Source organism: Paracoccus benzoatiresistens, from assembly GCF_026913015.1.
GTDB classification, from domain to species: Bacteria; Pseudomonadota; Alphaproteobacteria; order Rhodobacterales; family Rhodobacteraceae; genus Paracoccus; species Paracoccus benzoatiresistens.
The window spans coordinates 45805-70922 of record NZ_JAPTYD010000013.1; the positions used below are offsets into that span (position 1 = coordinate 45805).

25 protein-coding genes are annotated in these 25118 nt (G+C 67.8%); 16 read left to right on the plus strand and 9 right to left on the minus strand.

Going from position 1 to position 25118, the window contains the following annotated elements; translation table 11 throughout:
• Positions 1-16: 16 nt before the first annotated feature.
• Together OU682_RS11235 and OU682_RS11240 are read right to left on the minus strand one after the other, a co-directional pair.
• Positions 17-829 (minus strand): glutamate racemase, encoded by an 813-nt coding sequence (locus tag OU682_RS11235; protein ID WP_268942212.1) that lies wholly within the window; start codon positions 827-829, stop codon positions 17-19.
• Positions 830-918: 89 nt separating this feature from the next.
• Complete coding sequence (locus OU682_RS11240) at positions 919-4326, minus strand: indolepyruvate ferredoxin oxidoreductase family protein (protein WP_268942213.1); 3408 nt, start codon at positions 4324-4326, stop codon at positions 919-921.
• 149 nt (positions 4327-4475) lie between these two features.
• On the opposite strand from OU682_RS11240, the gene OU682_RS11245 reads away from it, so the two are divergent.
• From OU682_RS11245 to OU682_RS11290, 10 genes are all read left to right on the plus strand, one after another.
• On the plus strand, positions 4476-5387 hold the full coding sequence (locus tag OU682_RS11245; protein ID WP_268942214.1) for a LysR family transcriptional regulator: 912 nt from the start codon (positions 4476-4478) through the stop codon (positions 5385-5387).
• A 306-nt stretch (positions 5388-5693) separates the two neighbouring features.
• Complete coding sequence (gene purL / locus OU682_RS11250; protein WP_268942215.1) at positions 5694-7874, plus strand: phosphoribosylformylglycinamidine synthase subunit PurL; 2181 nt, start codon at positions 5694-5696, stop codon at positions 7872-7874.
• On the plus strand, positions 7871-9013 hold the full coding sequence (locus OU682_RS11255; RefSeq protein WP_268942216.1) for a bifunctional 2-C-methyl-D-erythritol 4-phosphate cytidylyltransferase/2-C-methyl-D-erythritol 2,4-cyclodiphosphate synthase: 1143 nt from the start codon (positions 7871-7873) through the stop codon (positions 9011-9013). Before purL ends, OU682_RS11255 begins: the two co-directional genes overlap by 4 nt.
• 5 nt (positions 9014-9018) lie before the next feature.
• Complete coding sequence (locus tag OU682_RS11260) at positions 9019-9516, plus strand: phosphatidylglycerophosphatase A family protein (protein ID WP_268942217.1); 498 nt, start codon at positions 9019-9021, stop codon at positions 9514-9516.
• Positions 9513-9983, plus strand: a complete 471-nt coding sequence (locus OU682_RS11265; protein WP_268942218.1) for a CinA family protein — start codon at positions 9513-9515, stop codon at positions 9981-9983. The genes OU682_RS11260 and OU682_RS11265 overlap by 4 nt, the downstream gene beginning before the upstream one ends.
• Before the next feature lie 76 nt (positions 9984-10059).
• On the plus strand, positions 10060-10671 hold the full coding sequence (locus OU682_RS11270) for a holin-associated N-acetylmuramidase (protein ID WP_268942219.1): 612 nt from the start codon (positions 10060-10062) through the stop codon (positions 10669-10671).
• Positions 10662-11186 carry a holin family protein gene (locus tag OU682_RS11275; protein ID WP_268942220.1) on the plus strand — a complete coding sequence of 175 codons (525 nt, stop codon included), beginning with the start codon at positions 10662-10664 and terminating at the stop codon, positions 11184-11186. Before OU682_RS11270 ends, OU682_RS11275 begins: the two co-directional genes overlap by 10 nt.
• A 100-nt stretch (positions 11187-11286) precedes the next feature.
• Positions 11287-13245: a heme lyase CcmF/NrfE family subunit gene (locus tag OU682_RS11280; protein ID WP_268942221.1), complete on the plus strand. Its 1959-nt coding sequence runs from the start codon at positions 11287-11289 to the stop codon at positions 13243-13245.
• Complete coding sequence (locus OU682_RS11285; RefSeq protein ID WP_268942222.1) at positions 13242-13697, plus strand: cytochrome c-type biogenesis protein; 456 nt, start codon at positions 13242-13244, stop codon at positions 13695-13697. Before OU682_RS11280 ends, OU682_RS11285 begins: the two co-directional genes overlap by 4 nt.
• A 62-nt stretch (positions 13698-13759) precedes the next feature.
• Complete coding sequence (locus OU682_RS11290) at positions 13760-14530, plus strand: enoyl-CoA hydratase-related protein (RefSeq protein WP_268942223.1); 771 nt, start codon at positions 13760-13762, stop codon at positions 14528-14530.
• On the opposite strand, the gene OU682_RS11295 is transcribed toward OU682_RS11290, so the two are convergent.
• The 3 genes from OU682_RS11295 to OU682_RS11305 all read right to left on the minus strand — a co-directional run bounded on the left by OU682_RS11295 (position 14531) and on the right by OU682_RS11305 (position 17108).
• On the minus strand, positions 14531-15214 hold the full coding sequence (locus OU682_RS11295; protein WP_268942224.1) for an NUDIX hydrolase: 684 nt from the start codon (positions 15212-15214) through the stop codon (positions 14531-14533).
• The gene (locus OU682_RS11300) at positions 15211-15621 is read right to left on the minus strand and encodes a DUF983 domain-containing protein (protein WP_268942225.1); all 411 of its coding nucleotides are present in this window, start codon (positions 15619-15621) and stop codon (positions 15211-15213) included. The genes OU682_RS11295 and OU682_RS11300 overlap by 4 nt, the downstream gene beginning before the upstream one ends.
• 101 nt (positions 15622-15722) lie before the next feature.
• Positions 15723-17108, minus strand: coding sequence for a diguanylate cyclase (locus OU682_RS11305; RefSeq protein WP_268942226.1), 1386 nt, complete (start codon positions 17106-17108; stop codon positions 15723-15725).
• A gap of 103 nt (positions 17109-17211) precedes the next feature.
• Between OU682_RS11305 and OU682_RS11310 the strand changes: the two genes are divergently transcribed.
• Genes OU682_RS11310 through OU682_RS11320 form a run of 3 tightly spaced genes read left to right on the plus strand, consistent with a single transcriptional unit; the run spans position 17212 to position 19067 of the window.
• The gene (locus tag OU682_RS11310) at positions 17212-17499 is read left to right on the plus strand and encodes a DUF3572 family protein (protein ID WP_268942227.1); all 288 of its coding nucleotides are present in this window, start codon (positions 17212-17214) and stop codon (positions 17497-17499) included.
• A gap of 51 nt (positions 17500-17550) precedes the next feature.
• Positions 17551-18063 (plus strand): heme NO-binding domain-containing protein, encoded by a 513-nt coding sequence (locus OU682_RS11315; protein WP_268942228.1) that lies wholly within the window; start codon positions 17551-17553, stop codon positions 18061-18063.
• Positions 18060-19067: a GGDEF domain-containing protein gene (locus tag OU682_RS11320; RefSeq protein WP_268942229.1), complete on the plus strand. Its 1008-nt coding sequence runs from the start codon at positions 18060-18062 to the stop codon at positions 19065-19067. The genes OU682_RS11315 and OU682_RS11320 overlap by 4 nt, the downstream gene beginning before the upstream one ends.
• Here OU682_RS11320 and tpiA read toward each other — a convergent pair.
• The 3 genes from tpiA to OU682_RS11335 form a co-directional block, all read right to left on the minus strand.
• Complete coding sequence (gene tpiA / locus OU682_RS11325) at positions 19042-19788, minus strand: triose-phosphate isomerase (protein WP_268942230.1); 747 nt, start codon at positions 19786-19788, stop codon at positions 19042-19044. The two genes, OU682_RS11320 and tpiA, sit on opposite strands and share 26 nt — an antisense overlap.
• 96 nt (positions 19789-19884) lie before the next feature.
• Positions 19885-20256 (minus strand): HesB/IscA family protein, encoded by a 372-nt coding sequence (locus OU682_RS11330; protein WP_268942231.1) that lies wholly within the window; start codon positions 20254-20256, stop codon positions 19885-19887.
• 178 nt (positions 20257-20434) lie between these two features.
• Positions 20435-20788: an SUF system Fe-S cluster assembly protein gene (locus OU682_RS11335; RefSeq protein WP_167622542.1), complete on the minus strand. Its 354-nt coding sequence runs from the start codon at positions 20786-20788 to the stop codon at positions 20435-20437.
• Positions 20789-20913: 125 nt separating this feature from the next.
• Here OU682_RS11335 and tgt point away from each other — a divergent pair, with 125 nt between their 5' ends.
• The 3 genes from tgt (at position 20914) to OU682_RS11350 (ending at position 24308) form a co-directional block, all read left to right on the plus strand.
• Positions 20914-22044: a tRNA guanosine(34) transglycosylase Tgt gene (tgt, locus tag OU682_RS11340; RefSeq protein ID WP_268942232.1), complete on the plus strand. Its 1131-nt coding sequence runs from the start codon at positions 20914-20916 to the stop codon at positions 22042-22044.
• 106 nt (positions 22045-22150) lie between these two features.
• The gene (gene rnd / locus OU682_RS11345) at positions 22151-23320 is read left to right on the plus strand and encodes a ribonuclease D (RefSeq protein ID WP_268942249.1); all 1170 of its coding nucleotides are present in this window, start codon (positions 22151-22153) and stop codon (positions 23318-23320) included.
• Positions 23321-23324: 4 nt separating this feature from the next.
• Complete coding sequence (locus tag OU682_RS11350; protein ID WP_268942233.1) at positions 23325-24308, plus strand: GNAT family N-acetyltransferase; 984 nt, start codon at positions 23325-23327, stop codon at positions 24306-24308.
• On the opposite strand, the gene OU682_RS11355 is transcribed toward OU682_RS11350, so the two are convergent.
• Entirely contained in the window at positions 24305-25066 is a 762-nt protein-coding gene (locus OU682_RS11355) for a PAS domain-containing protein (protein WP_268942234.1), read from the minus strand. The genes OU682_RS11350 and OU682_RS11355 overlap by 4 nt on opposite strands.
• Positions 25067-25118: the final 52 nt, after the last annotated feature.

The window sequence follows — 25118 nt, forward strand, 5'->3', positions numbered from 1 at the left end:
AGCCATGGCGTCAACCTCATGCGGCCTCGAAGTGGATCGGGCGGCGCAGGAATTGCGTGGCCTTGCCGGAGACCCGCACCGGATCGCCGGTCGTCAGGTTCTTCGATTCCGTGCCCGGCCCCAGGAATTCCGGCCTGCGCTGCAGGTAGTCAGCAAGGCTTTCCGCGACCAGCCCCGCTTGGCTGAAAACCTTGACGTTCGGGCCAAGCGCCTTCTGGAACGCGGCCTCCACCAGCGGATAATGGGTGCAGCCCAGCACCGCGGCCTCGGGGTGGGGCATCCGGCGCAGCAGGGCTTCGACATGTGATGTCACAAGCGCCTCGGCCAGGATTTCGTCGCCCATTTCGATCGCATCGACCACGCCGCCGCAGGGCTGCGCCTCGACATCGACGCCCACGGCGCGAAAGGCCAGTTCGCGCTGGAAGGCGCGGCTGGCGACGGTTGCGGGGGTCGCGAACAGGGCGACATGCTTGACCGCGACCTCGCGAGGCGGCGAATTGTCGCCCCAGCGGCGTTCGGTCAGCGCCTCGATCATGGGAACGAAGACGCCCAGGACGCGCTTGTCCCCGGGCAGCCAGGTTTCCTGCATCCGCTTCAGGGCGGCGGCCGAGGCCGTGTTGCAGGCCAGGATCACCAGGTCGCAGCCTTCCTGCCACAGCCGTTCCACGCCCGCGCAGGTCAGGTTGAAGATATCCTCGGCGGTGCGGGTCCCGTAGGGGGTGTGGGCATTGTCGCCCAGATAGACCAGCGGCAGGTCGGGCAGGCGCGCGGCAATGGCCTGATGGACCGTCAGCCCGCCAAGACCCGAATCGAAGACGCCTACTGCCATGATGCCATCCTTGCCTGTCGCGAGGCGCCTTTCTAGGGCGCATCGCGGGTCTTGGGAATGACCTAGATCAGGTTGTCACCGAAAGGTGGTCATTCCGCGGCCTGTTGCACTGGCGCCTCGCCGCTGCGGAACTGGACCAGCAGTTCCGCGCGCCGCGCCGCCGCCGCTGCTTCCGCCGTGGCCTTGACGGGGCCATAGCCGCGCACGGTCAGGGGCAGTTCCGCAAGCTCGATCGCGACGGGCATGGTGGCGTCCGTGACATGGGCCAGGATTTCGCGCATGTCCGCTTCATATTCGCGGATCGCGGCGCGTTCGTGGCGGCGTTCGGCGGCATAGCCGAAGGGATCGAAGGGCGTGCCGCGCAGGAACTTCATCCGCGCCAGAACCTTGAAGGCCCCCAGCATCCATTCGCCGTATTCGCGTTTCTTCGGGCGGCCGTCGGCACCCTTGCCCCCCAGGATCGGCGGGGCAAGGTTCAGGGTCAGCTTCAGGTCGCCCTCCCATTGCCGCGCGATCTGTTCGGCCGTGGTCAGGTGCAGCCGCGCGACCTCGTATTCATCCTTGTAGGCCAGCAGCTTGTAGTATCCGCGCGCGACGCTTTCGCGCAGCGGTTTCGGGGCTGCATCCACCAGCTTGCGGAACCGCCGGGCCAGCCGCTTGCCCTGGTATCCGACCAGACGCGCCTCGCGATAGGCGACGGGGTCGGGGGGAAGCTGCGCGACTTCGGCAGGCTTGCGCGTCTGGTCGGGGAAGGCCATGGCCCAGCGGCCGATCTGAAAGGCGCGCTGGTTCTCCGCGACCTTGGCGCCGTTCAGTTCAATCGCCTGCATGATCGCCTCCAGCGAAAGCGGGATCAGCCCCTGCTGCCAAGCCGCGCCCAGCACCAGCATGTTCGAATAGATCGAATCGCCCAGCATTCGCAGCGCCAGGTCATTGGCGTCGAAGAAGGCCACGCGGTCGCGCAGCCGCGCTTCCAGCGACAGCTTCAACTGGTCCGAGGGCACGCGGAAATCGCGCTGCCGGGTGAAATCGCCGGTGATGATCTCGTGATCGTTGACCACCGCGCCGGTGCGGCCCGTGGTCATCAGCCCGACGGTCTTGGCCCCTGCGGTGACGACCAGGTCGCCGCCGATGATGCAATCGGCCTCGCCCACGGCGACGCGGATGGCGCTGATGTCTTCGGGCCTGTTCGCCAGCCGCAGGTGGATGTGGACCGCGCCGCCCTTCTGGGCGAGGCCCGCCATCTCCATCATGCCGGCGCCCTTGCCGTCGATATGGGCGGCCTGGGCCAGCACCGCCCCAAGGGTCACGACGCCGGTGCCGCCGACGCCGGTGATGACGACGTTATGGGTGCCGCTGATCGGGGGCAGGGCGGGCAGGGGCAGGGCGGGGATGTCGAAAGCCTCGGCCTGCGGCTTTCTCAGCTTGCCGCCCTGGACGGTGACGAAGCTGGGGCAGAAGCCCTTGAGGCAGCTGTAGTCCTTGTTGCAGCTGGACTGGTCGATCTGGCGCTTGCGGCCCAGTTCGGTGTCCAGCGGCACGATGGACACGCAGTTCGACTGGACGCCGCAATCGCCGCAGCCCTCGCAGACATCGGGGTTGATCCAGACGCGGCGGTCGGGGTCGGGGAACTGGCCCTTCTTGCGGCGGCGGCGCTTTTCGGCCGCGCAGGTCTGGATATAGAGGATCGCACTGACGCCCGGCGCATGCTCCAGTTCCCGCTGCACATTCATCAGTTCGGACCGTTCCTCGAAACGCAGGCCCGCGGGGAACAGCTTGGGGTCGATCTCCTCTTTCTCGTCATGGACGACGACCAGGGGCTTCACGCCCATGGCCACCAGTTCGGCGGCGATCTGCTGGGCGGTCAGCCCGCCCTCGTTCGGCTGGCCGCCGGTCATGGCGACGGCATCGTTGAACAGGATCTTGTAGGTGATGTTGGTGCCCGCCGCGATGGCCGCGCGGATCGCCAGCGAACCGGAATGGTTATAGGTGCCATCGCCCAGGTTCTGGAACACATGGGCGCGCTTGCTGAAGGGCGCCTCGCCCACCCAGTTCACGCCCTCGCCGCCCATATGGGTGAAGCCGGTGGTTTCCCGGCCCATCCATTGCACCATGTAGTGGCAGCCGATGCCCGCATAGGCGCGGCTGCCCTCGGGCAGGCGGGTCGAGGTGTTGTGCGGGCAGCCCGAACAGAACCACGGCGTGCGGGTGGCGATTTCCGGCGCGTTTTCGGCGCGGCGGACCTCGGACAGCTTCGACAGCGCGGCTTCCAGGCGGTCGGTGCGGCGGCCTTCCTCGACCAGGATGTCGCCCAGACGCTGCGCGATCAGCACCGGATCAAGGGCATAGCGGGTCGGGAACAGCTCGACCTGGCGGCCATGTTCCCAGGTGTCGCCCTTGTGCCAGCCATAGACGCGGCGGCCGCGGCGGTCGTCGAAGATCGCCTCCTTGACCTGCACCTCGATCAGCTTGCGCTTTTCCTCGACCACGATGATGAGATCCAGGCCCTCGGCCCATTCGTGGAAGCTGGTCATGTCCAGCGGCCAGGTCTGGCCGATCTTGTAGGTGGTGATGCCCAGCCGTTCGGCCTCGGCCTGGTCCAGCCCCAGCAGCGACAGGGCATGGACCACATCCAGCCAGTTCTTGCCGGCGGCGCAGATGCCGATCTTTGCCCCCGCCTCGCCCCAGACGCGGCGGTCGATGCGGTTCGCGCGGGCGAAGGCCTCGGCGGCGAAACGCTTGAAGTCGATCATCCGCGCTTCCTGCGCGACCGGCGTATCGCCCAGGCGGATGTTCAGCCCGCCCTGCGGCATCACGAAATCGTCGGGGGTCACGAAGCTCATGCGGAAGGGGTTGCCGTCCACGACGCTGGTCGCCTCGACGGTGTCCTTCATCGTCTTGAGGCCGGTCCAGACGCCCGCAAAGCGGCTGAGCGCCCATCCGTAAAGGCCGAAATCCAGGATCTCCTGCACGCCCGCGGGGGACAGGACGGGGATATAGGCGTCCACCATCGCCCAGTCGGACTGGTGCAGCACGGTCGAGGATTCGCCCGTGTGGTCGTCGCCCATGGCCATGACCACGCCGCCGTATTTCGACGACCCCGCCATGTTCCCGTGACGCATCACGTCGCCGCTGCGGTCCACGCCCGGCCCCTTGCCGTACCACAGGGCGAAGACGCCGTCGTACCTGCCCTCGCCGCGCAGTTCCGCCTGCTGGCTGCCCCAGATGGCTGTGGCGGCCAGATCCTCGTTCAGGCCGGGCTGGAACAGGATGTTCGATGCCGAAAGCCGCTTGCCTTCGCGCATCATGGCCAGATCGACGCCGCCCAGCGGCGATCCGCGATAGCCGGTCACAAGCCCCGCCGTGTTCAGCCCCGCCGCCTTGTCGCGCGCGGCCTGCATCAGCATCAGCCGCACCAGGGCCTGCGTCCCGTTCAGCAGCACCTGCGGCTTTGACAGATCGAAGCGGTCCGCTAGCGAGAATTCCTGCTTGCTCATTCCGGTAAACTCCTCCACCCGCCGCCAGTATAGGTCAGCTTTGCTGACCGACCAAGGAAAAATGTCGCAGCGGGTCTCTCTTGCCGGAATGCGGCATTCGGAGTAGGTCTGCAAAAAACGCATGGCAGACACGGCAGGATTGTAACAGCATGGACTGGGACAAGCTCAGAATCTTTCACGCCGTTGCCGACGCGGGCAGCCTGACCCATGCCGGCGACACGCTGCATTTGTCGCAATCCGCCGTCAGCCGGCAGATTCGCGCGCTGGAGGAATCGCTTGGAACGACCCTGTTCCACCGCCATGCGCGCGGCCTGATTCTGACGGAACAGGGCGAGCTGTTGTTCGACGCCACATCGGCCATGGCGCGCAAGCTGGACACGGCCGCCGCCCGCATCCGCGACAGCGAGGAGCATGTCTTCGGCGAATTGCGCGTCACAGCCGCCGTGGGCTTCGGGACGCTGTGGCTGGCCCCGCGGCTGGTCAAGCTCTATGAAAAATACCCTGACCTCAAGATCGACCTGATGCTGGAGGAGCGGCTGCTGGACCTGCCGATGCGCGAAGCCGATGTCGCGATCCGCATGAAGGAACCCAGCCAGTCCGATCTGATCCGGCGGCGGCTTCTGAACATCCGCATGCGGCTTTACGCGACGCAGGACTACCTGGACAAGGCCGGCGTTCCCCGGGCCATGGCCGACCTGTCCCCGCATCGGCTGATCTGCCAGAAACCCGACCAACCGCAGGTCGCGGCGGGCGCGCGGCTGGTCCAGGAGATCATGGCCCAGAACATCGTCTCGACCCTGACGGTGAACAACTATTTCGGGGTCCTGCAGGCGGTGCTGGCAAATCTTGGAATCGGGGTGCTGCCGGATTATCTGACCGCCGATCACAAGCGGCTGGTCCGGGTGCTGCCCGATCTGGAATCGGGCGAGGTTCCGGTATTCCTCGCCTATCCCGAGGAGCTGCGCCAAACGCGCCGCGTCGCCGTGTTCCGCGATTTCGTGCTGGAGGAGATCCAGGATTATCGCCGCCGCCAAAGCGAGGCGACGCTGCTCTCGGCATAGGCTTCAGGGCGGGGGAATCCCGGGATTTACAACCTTTGCGTGTAGCTATTCGGCAACTGCATGCCAGCTATGCTGCGGTTGCGGCATCATCCCCCTTGAACCGTTAACAACCTGCTCATAAATCGGGCTTCGAAGGCGATGGTCAGCGTAACCGCTCATCACCTTCTACCTCCCTGTTGGACTTAGGCCGGGCCTCGTGCCCGGCTTTTTTTTGTCCCGGTCAGCGCGGGCTGTCTGCCCGGGCCTTCCCATGTGCGGCGTCTGGCCATAAAAGGCGCCAGATCTTACGCGCAGGAAGGCACTGACATGCAGGAACCGACGATCACCCCCGACCTGATCGCCGCGCACGGGCTGAAGCCCGACGAATACGACCGCATCCTGCAGATCATCGGACGAGAGCCGACCTTCACCGAACTGGGCATCTTCAGCGCCATGTGGAACGAGCATTGTTCCTACAAGTCGTCCAAGAAATGGCTGCGCACCCTGCCGACCAGCGGCCCCCAGGTGATCTGCGGCCCGGGCGAGAACGCGGGCGTGGTGGACATCGGCGACGGCCAAGCCGTGGTCTTCAAGATGGAGAGCCACAACCACCCCTCCTACATCGAGCCGCACCAGGGCGCCGCGACCGGCGTGGGCGGCATCCTGCGCGATGTCTTCACCATGGGCGCCCGGCCCATCGCCGCGATGGACGCGTTGTCCTTCGGGCGGCCCGAGCATCCCAAGACCGCGCATCTGGTCAAGGGCGTGGTCGAGGGCATCGGCGCCTACGGGAACGCCTTCGGCGTGCCGAACGTGGGCGGCGAGGTCCGCTTCCACCGCAGCTATGACGGCAACTGCCTGGTCAACGCCTTCGCGGCGGGACTGGCGGATGCGGACAAGATCTTCTACTCGGCCGCTTCCGGCATCGGCATGCCGGTGGTCTATCTGGGCGCCAAGACCGGCCGCGACGGGGTGGGGGGCGCGACCATGGCGTCCGCCGAGTTCGACGACACCATCGAGGAAAAGCGCCCCACCGTGCAGGTGGGAGATCCCTTCACCGAAAAATGCCTGCTGGAAGCCTGCCTCGAGCTGATGCAGACCGACAGCGTGATCTCCATCCAGGACATGGGCGCGGCGGGGCTGACCTGCTCGGCGGTCGAGATGGGCGACAAGGGCGGGCTGGGCATCAAGCTGATCCTCGACGCCGTGCCGCAGCGCGAGACCGCCATGACCGCCTACGAGATGATGCTGTCGGAATCCCAGGAACGGATGCTGATGGTCCTGAAGCCCGAGAAGGAGGCCGAGGCCCGCGCCATCTTCGAGAAATGGGACCTGGATTTCGCCATCGTGGGTGAAACGATTGCCGAGGACCGCTTCCTGATCATCCATGGCAACGAGGTCAAGGCCGACCTGCCGCTGTCCAAGCTGTCCTCCAGCGCGCCGGAATACGACCGCCCCTGGGTGGAAACCCCGGTGGCGACCGCCGCACCCGACCTGCCCGCCATCACGCCGATCAAGGCGCTGCGTGCGCTGATCGGCAGCCCCTCCTATGCCCACAAGGGCTGGGTCTGGGAACAGTACGACACCCAAGTCGGCGCCGACACGATCCGCCGCCCCGGCATGGGCGCGGGCGTGGTTCGCGTCCACGGCACCAGCAAGGCGCTTGCCTTCACCAGCGACGTGACGCCCCGCTACGTCAAGGCCAACCCCTTCGAAGGCGGCAAGCAGGCCGTGGCCGAGGCCTATCGCAACCTGTCCGCCGTGGGCGCGCTGCCGCTTGCCACCACCGACAACCTGAACTTCGGCAATCCCGAGAAGCCCGAGATCATGGGCCAGTTCGTCGGCGCGATCAAAGGCATCGGCGCGGCTTGCGCCGCGCTGGATTTCCCGATCGTGTCGGGCAACGTGTCGCTTTACAACGAAACCGACGGCAAGGGCATCCTGCCCACCCCCACCATTGGCGGCGTGGGCCTGATCGACGACCTGTCGAACCTGATCGCGGGCCTGCCGTCCGAAGGCGACGTGGCCATCGTCATCGGCCAGACGCGCGGCCATCTGGGCCAATCCGCCCTCGCAGCCGAGGCCTTCGGGATCGAGGAAGGCGATGCGCCCCATGTCGATCTGGCGGCCGAGCGCAGGCACGGCGAGTTCCTGCGCGCCAACCGCGCCCATGTGACCTCCGCCACCGACCTGTCTGACGGCGGCCTTGCCCTGGCGGCCTTCGAAATGGCCGAGACGGCGGGCATCGGCCTGCGCCTGGACAGCGGCGACATCGCGCAACTGTTCGGAGAGGATCAGGCCCGCTACCTGGTGGCCTGCACCCCCGAGGGCGCGGACGCCGTGCTGAAGGCGGCCGAGCAGGCGGGCGTTCCCGCCACTCAGGTCGGCGTCTTCGGTGGCATGGCGGTGCAGATGGGCGACGATGCCGGCGACCTGGCAGAACTGTCGGACCTGTATCGCACCGCCTTTGCCCGCGCGATCCGGGGCGACATCCCCGACCACGCATGACCGTCAAGGCCCCGGCGGGCTACGCCGCCATCGTCACCGCAGCCGGGCGCGGCACGCGCGCGGGCGGCGAGCCGAAGCAATGGCGCGACCTGGGCGGCCGCAGCGTGCTGGCCCGCGCCCTGGACGCATTCGCGGGCTTCGACCGCGTGGTGCTGGTCGTCCATTCCGACGACATGGCCCGCGCCCTGGCCGACCTTGCCGGGGGCGTGACCATCGTCACCGGGGGCGAAACCCGCGCGGCCAGCGTCATGGCCGGGCTTCGCGCGCTGGAGGGGCAGGCGAGCCATGTCCTGATCCACGACGGCGCGCGCCCGCTGGTCAGCGACGCGGTGATCCAGGGCGTGATCGACGCCCTGCAGGCGGGCGCGCCCGCCGCCGCCCCGGCGCTGCCCGTCACCGACGCCCTGTGGCGGGGGGCAGAGGGCACCGTCACCGGCACCGCCCCTCGCGATGGTCTGTTCCGTGCGGAAACCCCGCAGGGTTTCATCCTGGACGAAATATCCAAGGCGCACCGCCTGCACCCGGCCAACGCCGCCGACGACGTGGAACTGGCCCTCAGGGCGGGGATCCCCGTCGCGATCACGCCGGGGTCCGAGGACAACATGAAGATCACCTTTCCCGCCGATTTCGCGCGGGCCGAACGGATACTGGGGACTGCGATGGATATTCGCCTTGGCAATGGCTACGACGTTCACGCCTTCGGGCCGGGCGACCATGTCTGGCTTTGCGGGGTGCAGGTCGCGCATGACGCGGGTCTGGTCGGCCATTCCGACGCGGATGTCGGGATGCACGCCCTGACCGACGCCCTTTATGGCGCGCTGGCCGAAGGCGACATCGGCCGCCACTTCCCGCCTTCGGACCCGCAATGGAAGGGCGCCGACAGCGCGATCTTCCTGGCGCATGCCGCCAAGCTGGCGCGCGGACGCGGCTTCACCATCAGCAATGCCGACGTCACCCTGATCTGCGAGGCGCCGAAGATCGGCCCCCATGCGGCTGCCATGCAGGCCCGCCTGGCCGAGATCATGGGCGTTGATCCCGCCCGCATCAGCGTCAAGGCCACCACCTCGGAACGGCTGGGCTTCACCGGCCGGCGCGAGGGGATCGCGGCCATCGCCACCGCCGCGCTGATGAAGGCGTAAGCACCATGATCGCGGTGATCACCACATTCTTCGGCATCGGCAGGCTGCGCCCCGCGCCCGGCACCTGGGGTTCCGCCGCAGCCGTCCTGCTGGCGGTCCTGATCTATGAGGCCGGCGGCGCGCTGCTGATCCCCCTGGGCGCGGTTCTGGCAGCAGCGATCGGCTTCTGGGCCGTGCCGCAGGCATTGCGCATGACCACGGACGAGGATCCGTCCGAAATTGTCATCGACGAGGTCGCGGGCCAGTGGCTCGCCATGTCCTTCACCGTCATCCCCCTGTGGCGCCACGGGATCTCTATCCTCGACGCCTGGCCTGGCTTCGTGGTGCCCTTTCTGCTGTTCCGGCTGTTCGACGTCTGGAAGCCCTGGCTGGTGGGCCGCGCCGACCGGCAGGGCGGAGCCGTGGGGGTGATGCTGGACGACCTCTGGGCCGGGCTGTTTGCGGGCTTCGGATCCGTCGCGCTGGCGGGCCTGTATCACGCCGTGCTGGAGCCGATGCTGTGACGCTTGCCGCCGATGTTCTTGACGCCGCACGCGCGCGCGGCGTGATGATCGCCACCGCCGAAAGCTGCACGGGCGGGCTGATCGTGGGCGCGCTGACCGAGGTTCCGGGTTCCTCGGATGGCGTCGACCGGGGCTTCGTCACCTATTCCAATGCCGCCAAGCAGCAGATGCTCGGCGTGCGGGCCGACACGCTGGAGGCCCATGGCGCCGTCAGCGAACAGGTCGCGGCCGAAATGGCCTCGGGCGCGCTGCGCCATTCGGACGCGGGAATCGCCGTTGCGGTGACCGGCATCGCCGGCCCCGGCGGATCCGAGCACAAGCCCGAGGGCCGTGTCTGCTTCGCCATTGCCGAACCCTTCGGCACCCGCGCCGAGACGGTCGAGTTCGGGGCCATCGGTCGCAGGCAGGTCCGCGCAGCCACGGTCGAACACGCGTTGCAGATGCTGCTGGACGCGCTGCGCGGATAGCAACGCCCGGAAGGTTAACGGCCCGTTAACGCGCCCGGCGCACCCTTGCTGCTTCAACTGCAGGACGAGGGGTGTCATGCCAAGCGTTGAGGAAGTCGCCGCGCAGATCGTCGCGCGCGAGGGCGGTTACGTGAACGATCCCGACGATCCGGGCGGGGCCACGAATTATGGCGTCACGGTCGGAACGATGAAGGCGCTGGGGCTGGATCTGAACAGGGACGGGCGCGTCGATGCCGCCGATGTGCGGGCGCTGACCCGCGCGCAGGCGCAACAGATCTTCGTTGAACATTATTTCCGCAGGCCACGCCTGGCCGAATTGCCCGAGGCGGTGCAGGCCAGCGTCTTCGACATGTATGTGAACGCGGGCACCAATGCCGTGAAGATCCTGCAGCGGCTGATCGCCCGCATGGGCTTTGCGGCGACCGCCGATGGCGTCATCGGGCCGCAGACAATCGCGGCTGCCCGGGACGCGGCGGCCTCGGCCCCGGACCATTTCGCCGATGCCTACGGGATCGCCCGGCGCAACTATTACTACGCGCTGGCCGATCAGCGCCCCGCCAGCCGCAAATACGCGCGCAGCAAGGCAGGCGGCAAGGGCGGCTGGATCACCCGGGCCGAGGAGTTCATTTCCCCCCGCTATCACCTGACCGAGGCCGAGCATCGCGAAAGGACCGCCAGATGGGCATGATCGACCGCTTCATCGGCCTGGGCCAGGGCGTGACCGCGCTGGGCAGCGCCGCGACCGGCATGGCCGAGGTCTTTACCCGGAACGCCACCCGCAAGATGGAGCTTGAGGAGGAAGCCTATGCCCGCGCCATCGGGCAACTGGGCCAGGAATTCCAGGCCCCTCGCGCCGGCTTCTTCGACGGCTTCGTCAATGGCTTGAACCGCCTTCCCCGGCCGCTTCTGGCCCTAGGGACGATCGGCCTGTTCATCTATGCCATGGTTGAACCGCAAGGATTCGGCCTGCGCATGACGGGTCTGCAGCAGGTGCCGGAACCGCTGTGGTGGCTGCTGGGTGCCATTGTGGGCTTCTATTTCGGCGCGCGCGAGGCGCATCATTTCCGCCATCGCGTCTGGCCCGCAAGCCAGGTCCAGACCAGCGTCACCACGACAGAGCGGCTTGCGACGGCTCGGAAGTCTGACGACGACTTTGCCGACAACGCCGCGCTGCGCGACTGGCTGGCAGGCCTGCGCGAATAGGCCGCAGCCCGCGACGCGTCAAAGAAGGGGACGGCACCAAGGGGGGACTTTTCCCCCCTTTTGCATGGCCCTATGCTGGGCGGAACCAAGGGATGCCGCCATGACAGCAGAATTCGGCCATTTTGCCCTGATCCTCGCCTTTGCGGTATCCCTCTATCAGATGGTGGTGCCGATGGTCGGGGCATCGAAAGGATGGGGGGGCTGGATGGACAGCGCCCGTCCCGCCGCCGTGGCGCAGTTCCTGCTGGTGGGGCTGTCCTTCGCGGCGCTGACGGTGGCCTTTGTCACGTCCGACTTCTCGCTGAAGCTTGTTTACGAGAACTCGCATACGGCCAAGCCGATGCTCTACAAGATCAGCGGCGTCTGGGGGAACCACGAGGGGTCGATGCTGCTCTGGGTGCTGATCCTGGCGCTGTTCGGCGCGGCGGCCGCCAGTTTCGGCGACAACCTGCCGCCTGCTCTGCGGGCGCGGGTTCTGGCCGTGCAGGCATCCATCGGCGCGGCCTTCTATGCCTTCATCATCTTCACCTCGAACCCCTTCCTGAGGCTGGCCAGCCCGCCCTTCGACGGGCGCGACCTGAACCCGCTTCTGCAGGACCCGGGCCTCGCGTTCCATCCGCCGTTCCTCTACCTGGGCTATGTGGGCCTTTCGATGGCCTTCTCCTTCGCCGTCGCAGCCCTGATCGAAGGGCGGGTGGACGCCGCATGGGCGCGGTGGGTCCGGCCCTGGACGCTGGCCGCCTGGATGTTCCTGACCGTCGGCATCGCGCTGGGATCGTGGTGGGCCTATTACGAGCTTGGCTGGGGCGGCTTCTGGTTCTGGGATCCGGTGGAAAACGCCAGCTTCATGCCCTGGCTGCTGGCTGCCGCGCTGCTGCATTCCGCCATCGTCGTGGAAAAGCGCGAGGCGCTGAAAAGCTGGACGATCCTGCTGGCGATCATGGCCTTCGGCTTTTCCATGATCGGGACCTTCATCGTGCGGTCGGGCGTCATCACCTCGGTCCACAGCTTTGCCAGCGACCCGGCGCGGGGCGTGTTCATCCTGGGGATCCTGGTCGTCTTCACCGGCGGGGCGCTGACGCTTTATGCCGCGCGGGCCACGCAGATGACCGCGAAGGGGATCTTCGCGCCGGTATCGCGCGAAGGCGCGCTGGTCCTGAACAACGTCCTGCTGGCCGTTGCCGCCTTTGTCGTCTTCATCGGCACGATCTGGCCCTTGGTGGCCGAGATGCTCTGGGCCCGCAAGCTGTCGGTCGGCGCCCCCTTCTTCAACAAGGCCTTCACCCCCTTCATGATCGTGCTGGCGATTGCCCTTCCGCTGGGGGCGATCATGCCGTGGAAGCGCGCAACGCTGGGCCGGGCCATGCGGCCCCTGTGGGGGGCGCTGGCGCTGACGGGGGCGGTCATGGCGCTTGTCTGGGCGGTCTCGACGGGACGGTCGGCGCTTGCGGTGATCGGCGCCGGGCTTGGCGCCTGGATCATCTTCGGCGCCATTGCCGAACTGATCCACCGCACCGGCCAGTCCGGGCTGTCGCGCCTGTGGCGCCTGCCGCGCGCCGACTGGGGCAAGGCCATCGCCCATGCCGGGCTGGGCGTCACCTTCATCGGCATCGCCCTTCTGACCGCCTGGCAGGTCGAGGATATCCGCGTCGCGCAAGTGGGCAAGCCCTTCCGGGTGGCGGATTACGACATCACGCTTTCCCGCGTGGATGAGGTCGAGGGACCGAACTACATCTCGACCACCGCCACGATGGAGGTCGCGCGGGACGGCCGGCCGGTTGCCACGCTGCGCCCCGAAAAGCGCGTCTATCCCGTCCAGGCCATGCCCACGACCGAGGCCGCGATCGACAACGGCATCTTCCGCGACATCTACCTGGTGATCGGCGATGCGCAAGCCGACGGGGGTTGGGCCGTGCGCATCTATGTCAAGCCCTTCGCCAACTGGATCTGGGCGGGGGCCATGCTGATGGCGCTTGGCGGAATCGTCAGCCTGTCCGACCGGCGCTATCGCGTGGCCGCCGGGACGCGGGCGCCTGCAAAAGCGGTGGCTGCGGAATGAGGCGGCTTCTGATCCTCTTGGCCCTGCTGCTGCCGGTCGCGGCCATGGCCGTGCAGCCGGACGAGGTGCTGCCGGACGCCGGGCAAGAGGCACGGGCGCGCGAGATATCGCAAATGCTGCGCTGCCCGGTCTGCCAGGGCGAGAACATCGACGAATCGAACGCTCCGATCAGCCGCGACCTGCGGCTCTATGTGCGCGAACGGATCGTGGCGGGCGACAGCAACGACGAGGTGATCGACGCCGTGGTGGACCGGTTCGGTGAATTCGTGCTGTTCCAGCCGCGCGCCCAAGGGGGCAACCTCGTGCTGTGGCTGGCGGGTCCCGTCATGGCGCTGCTGGCCCTGCTGTTGGCCTGGCGGTTCCTGCGCGCCCGCGCCCGTGCCCGACCCGAAACGGCCGAAACGCTGAGCCAGGCCGAACGCGAGCGGCTGGACCAGATCATGCGCGACTGACGCCGGGTCGCGCTTTTCCCGTTGTGCATTTTGGTCATGATGCCCCCAAAAGGGGGACCGCCATGACTTACGAAACCATCAAGTTCACGACCAGCGACGCCATCGCCACGCTGACCCTGAACCGCCCGCAGGTGATGAACGCGCTGAGCAGCCAGATGCGGCGCGAGATCACGGACGCGGTCCAGACCCTGCCCGCAGACATGCGCTGCCTGGTCATCACCGGGGCAGGGCGCGGATTCTGCTCGGGCCAGGACCTGACCGACCGGGCGGCGGCGGCCGATCTGGAAGGCACGCTGCGCGGTGAATATGAACCCATGCTGCGGGCGATCCGGGCCTGCCACGCGCCCGTGATCGCAGCCGTGAACGGCGTGGCGGCGGGGGCGGGGGCGAACCTCGCGCTGGCGGCCGACGTGGTGATCGCGGCCGAAAGCGCCAGCTTCATCCAGGCCTTCGCGCGGATCGGGCTGGTCCCGGATGCGGGCGGGACCTTCATCATCCCCCGCGCCGTGGGCGCCGCCCGTGCGCTTGGCATGATGCTGTTCGCCGAACCCGTCAGCGCCCGGCAGGCCGCCGACTGGGGCCTGATCTGGGAAGCGCTGCCCGACGATGCCTTTGCCGAAGGCGTCGCCGCCCGTGCCCGGCACCTGGCCCAAGGACCGACCGCCGCCTATCGCGCCATCCGCGAAGCGGTCGGGGCGTCCTTCGGGAACGACCTGGACGCCCAGCTTGCGCTGGAAGCGCGGCTGCAGGGCGAGGCCGGCCGCACGGCGGATTTCGCCGAAGGCGTGGCGGCGTTTCTGGAAAAGCGTCCGGCGCGGTTTGCGGGCCGCTGATCAGGCGATCTGCGCAAAACGCGGAGCAGGGGTGCGGTTGTCGAAGAAGGGCACCGTATCCGGCACCGGCAGGCATGCGTCCTGGGGAAGCCCTGCGATCAGGTCGGCAAGTTCGGCCAGCACGACCTCGGTGATGAAGGGCAGGTCCAGGGCGCGGGCCTCGGCCAGGGGCACCCAATGCAGGTGCGAAAGCTCGTCGCAGGCGCGGCTGAAATCGTCGGGGTCGGTGGCAAGGCAGGCGGCATCGGCCACGAAGAAGTGCGCATCAAACCGGCGTGGGCGGCCGGGGGGTGTGATCGCCCGGAACAGATAGACCAGCGCCGAGGCATCGGGGCACAGGCCCGCCTCGGCAAAGCCGGGCCAGGTGCTGTGTCCGGGGCGGCCGATCAGCTGGCCGGTTTCCTCGGCCAATTCGCGCAGGGCAGCGGCGGCGATGGCATCGGGATCGGGAAGGGTCCCGGGCCGGGGCTCTCGGACCAGGCGGCTGCGATGCGGCTCGGCCAGCGGCGCGGTCAAGGGGGCTGAAGCGTCACCGGGATCGACCGCGCCGCCCGGAAAGACGTATTTCGACGGCATGAAGACCGCTCCCGCGCCGCGCATCCCCATCAGCACCGACACACCCTCGGCCTGCCTGCGCAGCAGGATGATCGTCGCCGCATCGCGGATGGGCGTGGCCCCTGTCATGAGCCGGGCCGGGTCGCGGAGGCGCCGAAGCCGTGCATCCGCCGCGCCCATTGCAGCCCCACCATCGCGCCCTTGATCCGCGGCAACAGCAGCAGAGACAGGATGATCGCGCCCGCGCCGAAGGTATAGATCATCGTCATCGCCGAAGGCCGCCAGGCGATATAGCAGGCCAGCAGCAGCGGCGCGCCCAGATGCGACACCAGCAGGATCGTCAGATAGGCGGGGCCATCGTCGGCGCGCTGGTGATGCAGCGCCTCGCCGCAGGCCGGGCAGTGATCGGCGACCTTCAGGAAGGAGCTGAACAGCCGACCCTCGCCGCAGGCCGGGCAGCGGCCCAAGGCCCCGCGCAGCATGGCCTGCCCCGTGGAGCGTTCGGCCGAAGCGCTTTGGGCAAGGTTGTCTGACATGGCAAGCTCCGGCGGCAAGGGGCAGGGGCAATGTAGGCCCTGAGCGCCGCCCCTGCCAGCCCCATAGGCGACAAGGTTCTGCGTCTTTCGTCGCAAACGGCTCAGTGGACCGGCTGCATCGGCGCCATCAGCACGCGGTTCCGGCCCAGCGACTTTGCCGCGATCATCGCCCGGTCGGCCCGTTCCAGCGCGATTTCGGCCAGCACATCGGGGCGGCTGATGTAGAAGGGCGCCTGTTCCAGGGCGACACCGATCGACAGCGTGACCTGCACCTGCCCCCCGCCCGAGATGCGGGGCAGCAAGATCGGGTGCATTTCCACGGCGCGGCGGATGTCCTCGGCCATGTGATAGGCCTCGGACTCGGTCGCCTCGGGCAGCACGACCAGGAATTCCTCCCCTCCAAGGCGGGCGCTCAGGCCCCGGCCGGCTACGGTCCCCTCGACACGGCGGGCGACATCGCACAACACCGCATCGCCGGCCGCATGGCCGAAATTGTCGTTGATCGCCTTGAATCGGTCCAGATCCAGGGCCATCACCGCAAAGCTGGACTGCTGGCGCATGGCGGCGCCCGCGATCTCGGTCAGTTGCGGCTGCGCGTAGCGGCGGTTGTAAAGCCCGGTCAGCGGGTCGGTCATCGCCCAGGCCATGTTGCGCTTCATCTCCTCGCGCCGGCTGTCGGCGCGGCGCTTGCGATCCAGCTGGTTGCGCAGGGCGAGGGCCGCAATCTCGGCATTGTTGTCGGCGCCGGGATCCAGGGGCAGCACCTCGCCCGCGCCCAGATCCAGCGCGATGGCGCAGAGATCCTCCCGCTCGGGCGCGACAAGCACGGCAAAGCCCGCCTCCTTCGAGCCGTTTCGGGACCGCAGTTCCGACAGCAGCCGCAGCCCGTCGCCCTTCCGGTCGATATCGGCCGCGATGATGTAGAGATCCGCACCATCGCCCTGGGACGCTGCGCTGAGCGTCTCGTCGGGGCTGGAGATCGCAAAGCGGCAGTTCAGCCGCGGCTGCAGGATATGGCGCCAGCGCTGCGCGCGGGCGGGCTGGTCGGCCACAAGCACGACATTGCCGGACGGCGCGTGGGCAAAGCCGGCCGCGGCCTCGGCCATGGCGAAGTTCGGGGCATCACCGGTCTCGGAATCGCGCAGAAGGCCGCGCACGCGCGCAAGAAGCATCTGTTCCTCGACCCGCGGATCCAGGACGGCCGAGGCCCCGGCCTCCAGCGCCTCGACCCGGCGCTGGCCGTCGGCAAGCGCCAGCACCGGCGTCCGGGGCCGTTCGACGGAAACAAGCCGGAAGAAGTCGGCCAGGGGCAGCCCGGAAAAGCCCGGCCCCAGCAGGATCAGGTCGGGGCGGCCCGAGCGCAGTTGCGACACGACATCCTCGACCGTCGCGGCCGACAGGACGTCGTAGCACGCCCCGGAGAGCCTGACTTTCAGGCTGATCCGACTTGTCGCGCTGCTTTCTGCAACAAGGATACATGCAGTCATGGATGACGCGCCTCTTTCCGACGATCTTTCGAAAGAATGTCATTGATTCCTTAACAAAGCGTTTCCAAACAGTCGTCCAGCGAACCGCAGAACGAGGGCAGCGATGACATATAAGCGAGAATCCGCGCAGGAACTGGCAACGGCCGCCCTGCTTTACCTGGCCGAGCGGCCCGAGCTGATCGAAGCCTTCCTGGGGGCGACCGGGCTTCAGCCGCAGGACCTGCGCCGGGTCGCCTCGAGCCCCGAGATGGCGCTGCATGTCCTGGACTTCCTGCTGGAAGACGACCAGAGGGTGATGGAGGCCGCCGCCGAGCTGCAGATCCCTCCGGCGGACCTGATGCATGCGCGGACGGCGCTGGCCGGTCCGGGAAGCTATGGCTGGCAGGTCTGAGTTTGCGGTTTGTTCACCTTTTGCATCTAGGAAGGATGCCGGAGGTGAGACATGCACGATCTGGTCAACCGCGCGATCGAGAAGTTCCTGCACGCGGAATCGGTGCACGAGGTCGAGGCGGGCCTGCTGCCCCCTGGCCTGATGCTGCGGAATGCGGCGCAGCAACTGGGCAAGCCCGTCGACGAGCTGGTCGAGGATCTAGGCGCCTGGCTGGTGCGGCAGGATGAAATCTGGCGACTGCTGCGCTTTTGCGGCAGCGATTTCCTGGACTTCCTGCTGCGCCTGGACGAGCTGCCCGAGCGCATCCGCCTGATCACCGATGACGTGGAGGTCCCCGAGATCGCGCTGTCGCGCGGCGCCGACGGCCTGGTCTGGGTGACGATCGCGGCCGGCTCGCCCGTCTGGACGGCGCTGCTCAGCGGCCTGCTGCGGGCCATGGCCGACGACTACGGAACGCTTTGCGTTATCACCCGCAGCAAGGAGGGGATCTGCATCGACGTTTCCGACCTGGCCTTTGCCGAGGCGCGGACCTTCCGCCTGTCAGCCCGGGCCGGCCAGGCATGACGCAGGAACTGGCACTGGACCGGGCGGCGCTGGACCGGCTGATGCCCATGCATCTCTGCCTGGCCCAGAACGGTGCGATCCGCTTCTGCGGCCCGACCATGGGGAAGCTGGTCCCGCCCGGCGCGAAGCTGGTCGAGGATATCTTTGTCGAGGCCAAGGGCTCCGGGACCGGCTGCGTGATCTCGCAGATTCGCGCCGCCGATCCGGGCAAGCGCCTGGCCCTGAGGCTGCGGCATCACCGCCAGATGCTGCTGCGCGGCCATGTCGTGGCACCCGCTCCTGGAGGGCTGCTGCTGAACTTCGGCTTCGGGGTATCGCTGTCCGATGCGGTTGCCGGCTTCGGGCTGACGGAAAGCGACTTTGCGCCCACGGAACTGGCGCTGGAACTGATGTTTCTGAAGGAAGCGAACCGCGCCATCCAGGGCGAGCTGGCGCGCTTCAACCGCCACCTGATGCTGGCCCGCCTGGATGCCGAGCGCGAGGCCCATACCGATCCGCTGACCGGATTGCTGAACCGCCGCGGGCTGATGGCCGCGATGCGCAACGCGCTGGACCCGGGCGCAAGGCAGGCCTTTGCCCTGGCGCATCTGGATCTCGACAACTTCAAGCAGGTGAACGACCGCCTGGGCCACGCGACCGGCGACCGCCTGCTGCGCGACGTGGCGCAGGTCCTGAACCGCGTGACCCGCAGCCGCGACCATGTGGCCCGGATCGGCGGGGACGAATTCGTGCTGGTCCTGGGCGGATCCTGGTCCGGCGAGGCGCTGACGGGCCTCGGCACGCGGATCATCCGGGGGATCGAACAGGTCTCGCCGGGGGATTGCGGCGTTTCGGCCAGCCTGGGGATCGTCCTGTCCACAGGCTATGGCCAAGGCGACATAGACCTGATGCTGAACGATGCGGATGTTGCGCTGTATCAGTCGAAGCGGGCGGGCAAGGGGCGGGTTTCGGTGGCGCCCCTTGCCATGGACCACGACCTCAGGCCGCGTCCAGCGCCGCGATGATCCGGCCGAAATCCGCGGCCTTGAGGCTGGCCCCGCCGACCAGCGCGCCGTCCACATGGGGAAGGGCAAAGATCTGCGCCGCATTGTCCGGCTTGACGCTGCCGCCGTAAAGCAGCCGGACCTGGCTGGCATCCCCGACCTTGCCAGCCAGCCTTTCGCGCATCAGGGCATGAACCTCGGCGATCTGGTCGTTGGTCGGGGTGCGCCCGGTGCCGATGGCCCAGACCGGCTCATAGGCGATGACGGTGTTTGCCGCCGTCGCCCCCTCGGGGATCGATCCGTCAAGCTGCGAGGCGATCACCGTCAGGGTTTCCTCTCGGTCGCGCTGCGCTTCGGTCTCGCCCACGCAGATGATCGCGGTCAGACCGGCGGCATGGGCGGCCGCCGCCTTGGCCGCGACCACGGCATCCGTCTCGCCGTGATCGGCGCGGCGTTCGGAATGGCCCAGGATCACGTAGCTTGCGCCCACGCCCTTCAACTGCGCCGCCGCGATGTCGCCCGTATGCGCCCCCGAGGCCTTGGCATGGCAATCCTGCCCGCCCAAGGCGATTGCCCCGCCATCGACCCGCGCCTTCATGGGGTGCAGCAGCACCGCGGGGGGGCAGATCAGAACCTCGCAACCGGGGGCGGGATGGGCCGCGACCAAGGCATCGATCTCGGCCAGCGCGGCCAGATCGCCGTTCATCTTCCAGTTTCCAGCGGCCAGTTTGCGCGGTGCCATGCCATTCCTCCTGAGCTTTGCCAGCGGCTTAGGGCGACAGGAGGCGCTTCGCAATCATGATAGCGCCGCAACCGGGCAGGAAATCAGCCGCCAGGATCAGCCGCCCGTGCGGCTGCCGTCCAGCGGCTCGAACCGCACCGATTCGCCGCATCCGCAAGCATCGGTCACGTTGGGGTTGCGGAACCGGAAGCCGGATTCCAGCAGGCCGTTCTCGTAATCGATCTCGGTTCCGAACAGGAACATCTGCGCGCGGGGCGCGATCAGCACCCGGGCCGCGCCCTGCTCGACGACTTCCTCGTTCGGTTCGGCGGTCTCGACCAGATCCATGGTGTATTCCATGCCGGCGCAGCCGCCCTTCTTCAGCCCGATGCGCAGGCCAAAGGCGTTCCTGCCCGTCATCAGCCGGGCGATCTGGCGCTCGGCGGCAGGCGTGATCTTGACCGGAGACGATCCGGGAATGGCAAACATGGGCGCGATCCTTCTGTTCGCACGAAAGATAATGCTGCACCCCGCCGCCATCAAGACGCGGGTGTCCTTCACCTCGGTCCAAATATCCCACCGGGGGCGGCGCCGGTTGGTGCGCCACGGGTTCAGGAACCAGCCGGCGAGGGGACGCGAAGTCCCCCGGCTGCCGCCTCGGGCAAGCCTACATGAAGCCCAGTTCCAGCCGCGCCTCGTCGGACATCATGTCCATGCCCCACTGCGGCTGGAAGGTCATCTCGACATCGACCTGCTTGACGCCCGGAATGGCCTCGACCGCATCGGCGACCCAGCCCGGCATCTCGCCCGCGACGGGGCAGCCGGGGGCGGTCAGGGTCATGACGACGCGGACCTCGTTCTGGTCGTTGATGGCGATGGTGTAGATCAGCCCTAGGTCGAAGATGTTGACCGGGATCTCGGGGTCGTAGACCGTCTTGCAGGCCTCGACGACGCTGTCATAAAGCGGATGGTCGGTGGACGAGGGCGCGATCAGCGGGGCGCCTTCCTGCAGCTCGGTCATGGCGTGTTCCTGTCAAATGCGCCATGTATATAGGCGAACACCCCCGTCAGGTCCAGAGATTGGCCCAGATTGCGGACCCCGCCCGCATTCGCTAGACACGGCCGGTTCCAGCGACAGGCAGGCCGATGAGCGATCGTTTCCATTTCACCCTTCACGCGACCGACGGGCGCGCCCGCACCGGGACGATCCACACCCCGCGGGGCGAGATCCGCACGCCCGCCTTCATGCCCGTGGGCACCGCCGCCACCGTCAAGGCGATGCTGCCGGAATCGGTCCGCGCCACGGGGGCCGACATCCTGCTGGGCAATACCTATCACTTGATGCTGCGCCCGGGTGCCGAGCGCATCGCCCGCCTGGGGGGCCTGCACCGTTTCATGAACTGGGACCGGCCGATCCTGACCGATTCGGGTGGATTCCAGGTCATGTCGCTGGCCGCGTTGCGCAAGCTGACGGAAGACGGCGTGACCTTCTCGTCCCATGTCGACGGGTCGAAGCACATGCTGTCGCCGGAAACCAGCATGGAGATCCAGCGCCTTCTGGGCAGCGACATCGTCATGTGCTTCGACGAATGCCCGGCCCTGCCCGCGCCCGAGGAGGACGTGGCCAAATCCATGCGCCTGTCGATGCGGTGGGCGCGGCGGTCGCGCGATGCCTTCGGCGACCGGCCGGGGCATGCGCTGTTCGGCATCATGCAGGGCGGCGTCACGCCGGAGCTGCGCGAGGAATCCGCCGAGGCGCTGAAATCCATCGGCTTCGACGGCTACGCCGTCGGCGGCCTGGCCGTGGGCGAGGGGCAGGAGGCGATGTTCGGCGTTCTTGACTATGCGCCGGGTTTCCTGCCCACCGACAAGCCGCGCTATCTGATGGGGGTGGGAAAGCCCGACGACATCGTCGGTGCCGTGCAGCGCGGCATCGACATGATGGATTGCGTGCTGCCCTCGCGTTCCGGGCGCACGGGACAGGCCTGGACGCGACGGGGCCAGGTCAACATCAAGAACGCGCGCCATGCCGACGACCCGCGCCCGCTGGACGAGCATTGCACCTGTCCCGCCTGCACCGGCTACAGCCGCGCCTATCTGCACCATGTCTTCCGGGCGGGCGAAATGATCAGCGGGATGCTTCTGACCTGGCACAACCTGCATTACTTCCAGGAACTGATGGCGGGCCTGCGCGGCGCCATTGCCGGGGGCAGGCTGGACGATTTCGTTGCCGATTTTCACGCCACCCGGGCCGAGGGGGATATTCCGCCGCTCTGATCCGCCGGTCCGGTTAACCAAAAACCCTTCCCAAGGCGGAAACTTGGTCTTATGCCGGTCGGACTGGCGGACGAACCGCCCGGCAGAAGGCCCCATGAGCGACGACATCACCATCATCACCCGGACCGAGGATCTCGCCCGCTTCTGCGAAACCGCGAAGTCGGCCCCCTACGTCACCGTCGATACCGAATTCCTGCGCGAGCGGACCTACTGGTCGAAGCTGTGCCTGATCCAGATGGCGCTGCCTCCCGCATCGACGCCGAAGACGGCGGGCGGCGAGGCCGTGCTGGTCGATCCCCTGGCCGAGGGGCTGTCGCTGGAGCCGCTTTACGACCTGTTCCGGCATCCCGGAACCGTCAAGGTGTTTCACGCCGCCCGCCAGGATCTGGAGATCTTCTTCCACGACGCGGGCCTGTTCCCGCAGCCCCTGTTCGACACGCAGGTCGCGGCGATGGTCTGCGGCTTCGGGGAACAGGTCGGCTATGAGACCCTTGTGCGCAAGATCGCGCGGGCAAATCTGGACAAGTCGTCGCGTTTCACCGACTGGTCGCGCCGCCCGTTGTCGGACGCCCAGGCGGCTTATGCCTTGGCCGATGTCACGCATCTGCGCGTGATCTATGAATTCCTGGCAGCCGAATTGCACAAGAACGGCCGCGAAAGCTGGCTGGCCGAGGAGGTCGCCGTGCTGGAGGACCCCGAGACCTATATTACCCGCCCCGAGGAAGCCTGGCTCAAGATCCGCACGCGCACCAACTCGCCCCGCTTCCTGGCGATCCTGCGCGAACTGGCCCGTTTCCGCGAGGCCTATGCCCAGGAACGCGATATCCCCCGGTCGCGGGTCTTCAAGGACGACGCCATGATCGAGGTCGCCTCGACCAAGCCCATGTCCGAGGCCGATCTTGGCCGGTCGCGCCTGCTGCTGCGCGAGGCCCGCAAGGGAGAGATCGCGAACGGCATCCTGGCCGCCGTCAAGGCCGGGACCGAGTCGAAGGATCTGCCCCAGCCCAAGGGCGAGGAACCGGGCAAGCCGGGCAATGCCGCCTTGTCGGACCTGCTGCGCGTGCTGCTGAAGGCCAAGGCCGATGCGGCAGGGGTGGCGCCCAAGCTGATCGCCTCGACCGCGGAACTGGACGCCATCGCATCGGGCGAACGCGACCTGCCCGCGCTGAAGGGCTGGCGGGCCGAGGTTTTTGGCCAGGACGCCCTGCGCCTTGCCAGCGGAGAGATCGCGCTGTCGGCCAAGGGCGGCTCGGTGCGCGTCATTTCCGTGGGCTAGGGCCATGCCCGCGCCGCTGACCCTGACCCGTCCGTGGCCCGAAGACGCTCCCGCCATTGCCGAGGCGCTGTCGGATTGGCAGGTGGCCCAATGGCTGACCGCCGTGCCCTGGCCCTATGGGGCGGCGGATGCTGCCGCCTTTATCGACGGCGCGGGCCTTGACGAATACGCGGTGCGGCAGGACGGCCGGCTGATCGGCATGGTCCGCGCATCCGGCAGCTTCGGCATCTGGATGGCGCCCGTGGCGCAGGGGCAGGGGCTGGCCGAACGCGCCGCGGTGCTGGCCCTGTCGCGCCGCTTCCGCAATGGCTCGGCCTTCATCGAGGCGAACCACCTGCAGGACAACACCGCCTGCGCCGCGCTGCTGGCGCGGCTTGGCTTTCGGCCCGTGAAGGAGGTCATGCTGTGGTCGCAGCCGCAGCAGCGCCATCTGCCCGGCCTGTCGCTGCGCCTGACCCGCCAGGATTTCGCCCGGCGGCATGCGATCGCGCTGGCGACGCCCCGCCTGCTGATCGAGCCCTTCCGCCACGGCGACCTGCCGGACCTGCACCGCATCGTCACCATGCCCGAGGTCGCGTCGAACCTGCTGCTGTTCCACCCGGACATGACGCCCGACGACATGGCGCCGCTGTTCCAGTCCGACGGCCTGCTGCCCCCGATGCGCCTGACCGTGCGGCGCGACGGCAAGGTGGCCGGTTCCATCGGCATCAGCGCGGGCGATCCGCCCCGCATCTTCTATTTCCTTGACCCCGCCATGGCGTGGCAGGGCTTGGGCGAGGAGATGGGCCGCGCCTTCCTGGCCGAAATCACCGCCCGCTTCGATCCGCCCGAACTGCTGGCCGATGTGTTCCTGGACAACCAGCCGTCGCGGCGCCTGCTGAAGAACCTGGGCTTCCAGCGGGACCAGGACCAGATGCTGTCCTCGCTTGGCCGCAGCGAACCTGCGCCCGCCGCGGTCTATCGCTGGCGCAGGCGTCCGCAGCCCTAGCTTTGGCTCGCGCCCGTGGGCAGCGATGCCGGCGCCAGCGGGACGACCCGGAAGCTCGCGCGGCGTGATTCGGGACTGTCGGCCCGCTTTGCCGGACGTTCGCCGGCGGTCAGCGGCAGCGGCTTCAGCCCCCGCCGGCCCCCGTCGAGGCCCGAGGGCGAGGGGGCCACCGTCTTGCCGCCCTCCAGGATCGGCATCACCTCGTCATGGGTCAGGTCGAAGCGGCGGGGCGCCACGCCGATCTGGCCTTCGGCGATGATGCAGCCAAGCGCGCGCGTCACATCGCCCAGATCCGAGGTCAGGGGCAGAAGCAGCATCCGCGCCGACAGTTCGGGCCGCGCATAATCGGCCTTGGCGTGCAGCGTCATCTGCGCCAGTTGCGGGGCGCGGAACACCGATTCCAGCACATCCGACAGCCGCCCGCGGGAACTGGAGTTTGCCAGCGAACAAAATGCCATGCCCCGCACCTCCATTCCCATCAGGTCGATCAGGTGCTGGCCGGCAAGGCGAAAGCGCGCCGTGCCGGGCGCGATGCGTTCCAGGATGAAGGCATGGTCCAGCGCGCGGCGGATGCCCTGGGGCTGGATGTCGGATCGTGCGGGCACCGCCCGGCCCCGTCGCAGGCTGTTCCAATAGGCGTGCACATCGTTCAGAATTCGCGCCGGCTGCATCGGGTTGAAGTCCGCCAGATGCACGATCCGGCCCGTCCGATCCGCCAGGGGCGGATTCGACCCTTTGTCGTCCTGACATTCCGACAATGTCGTACCCTCGTCACTCAGGTGCATCCAAACACACGGATGCACTGCCACT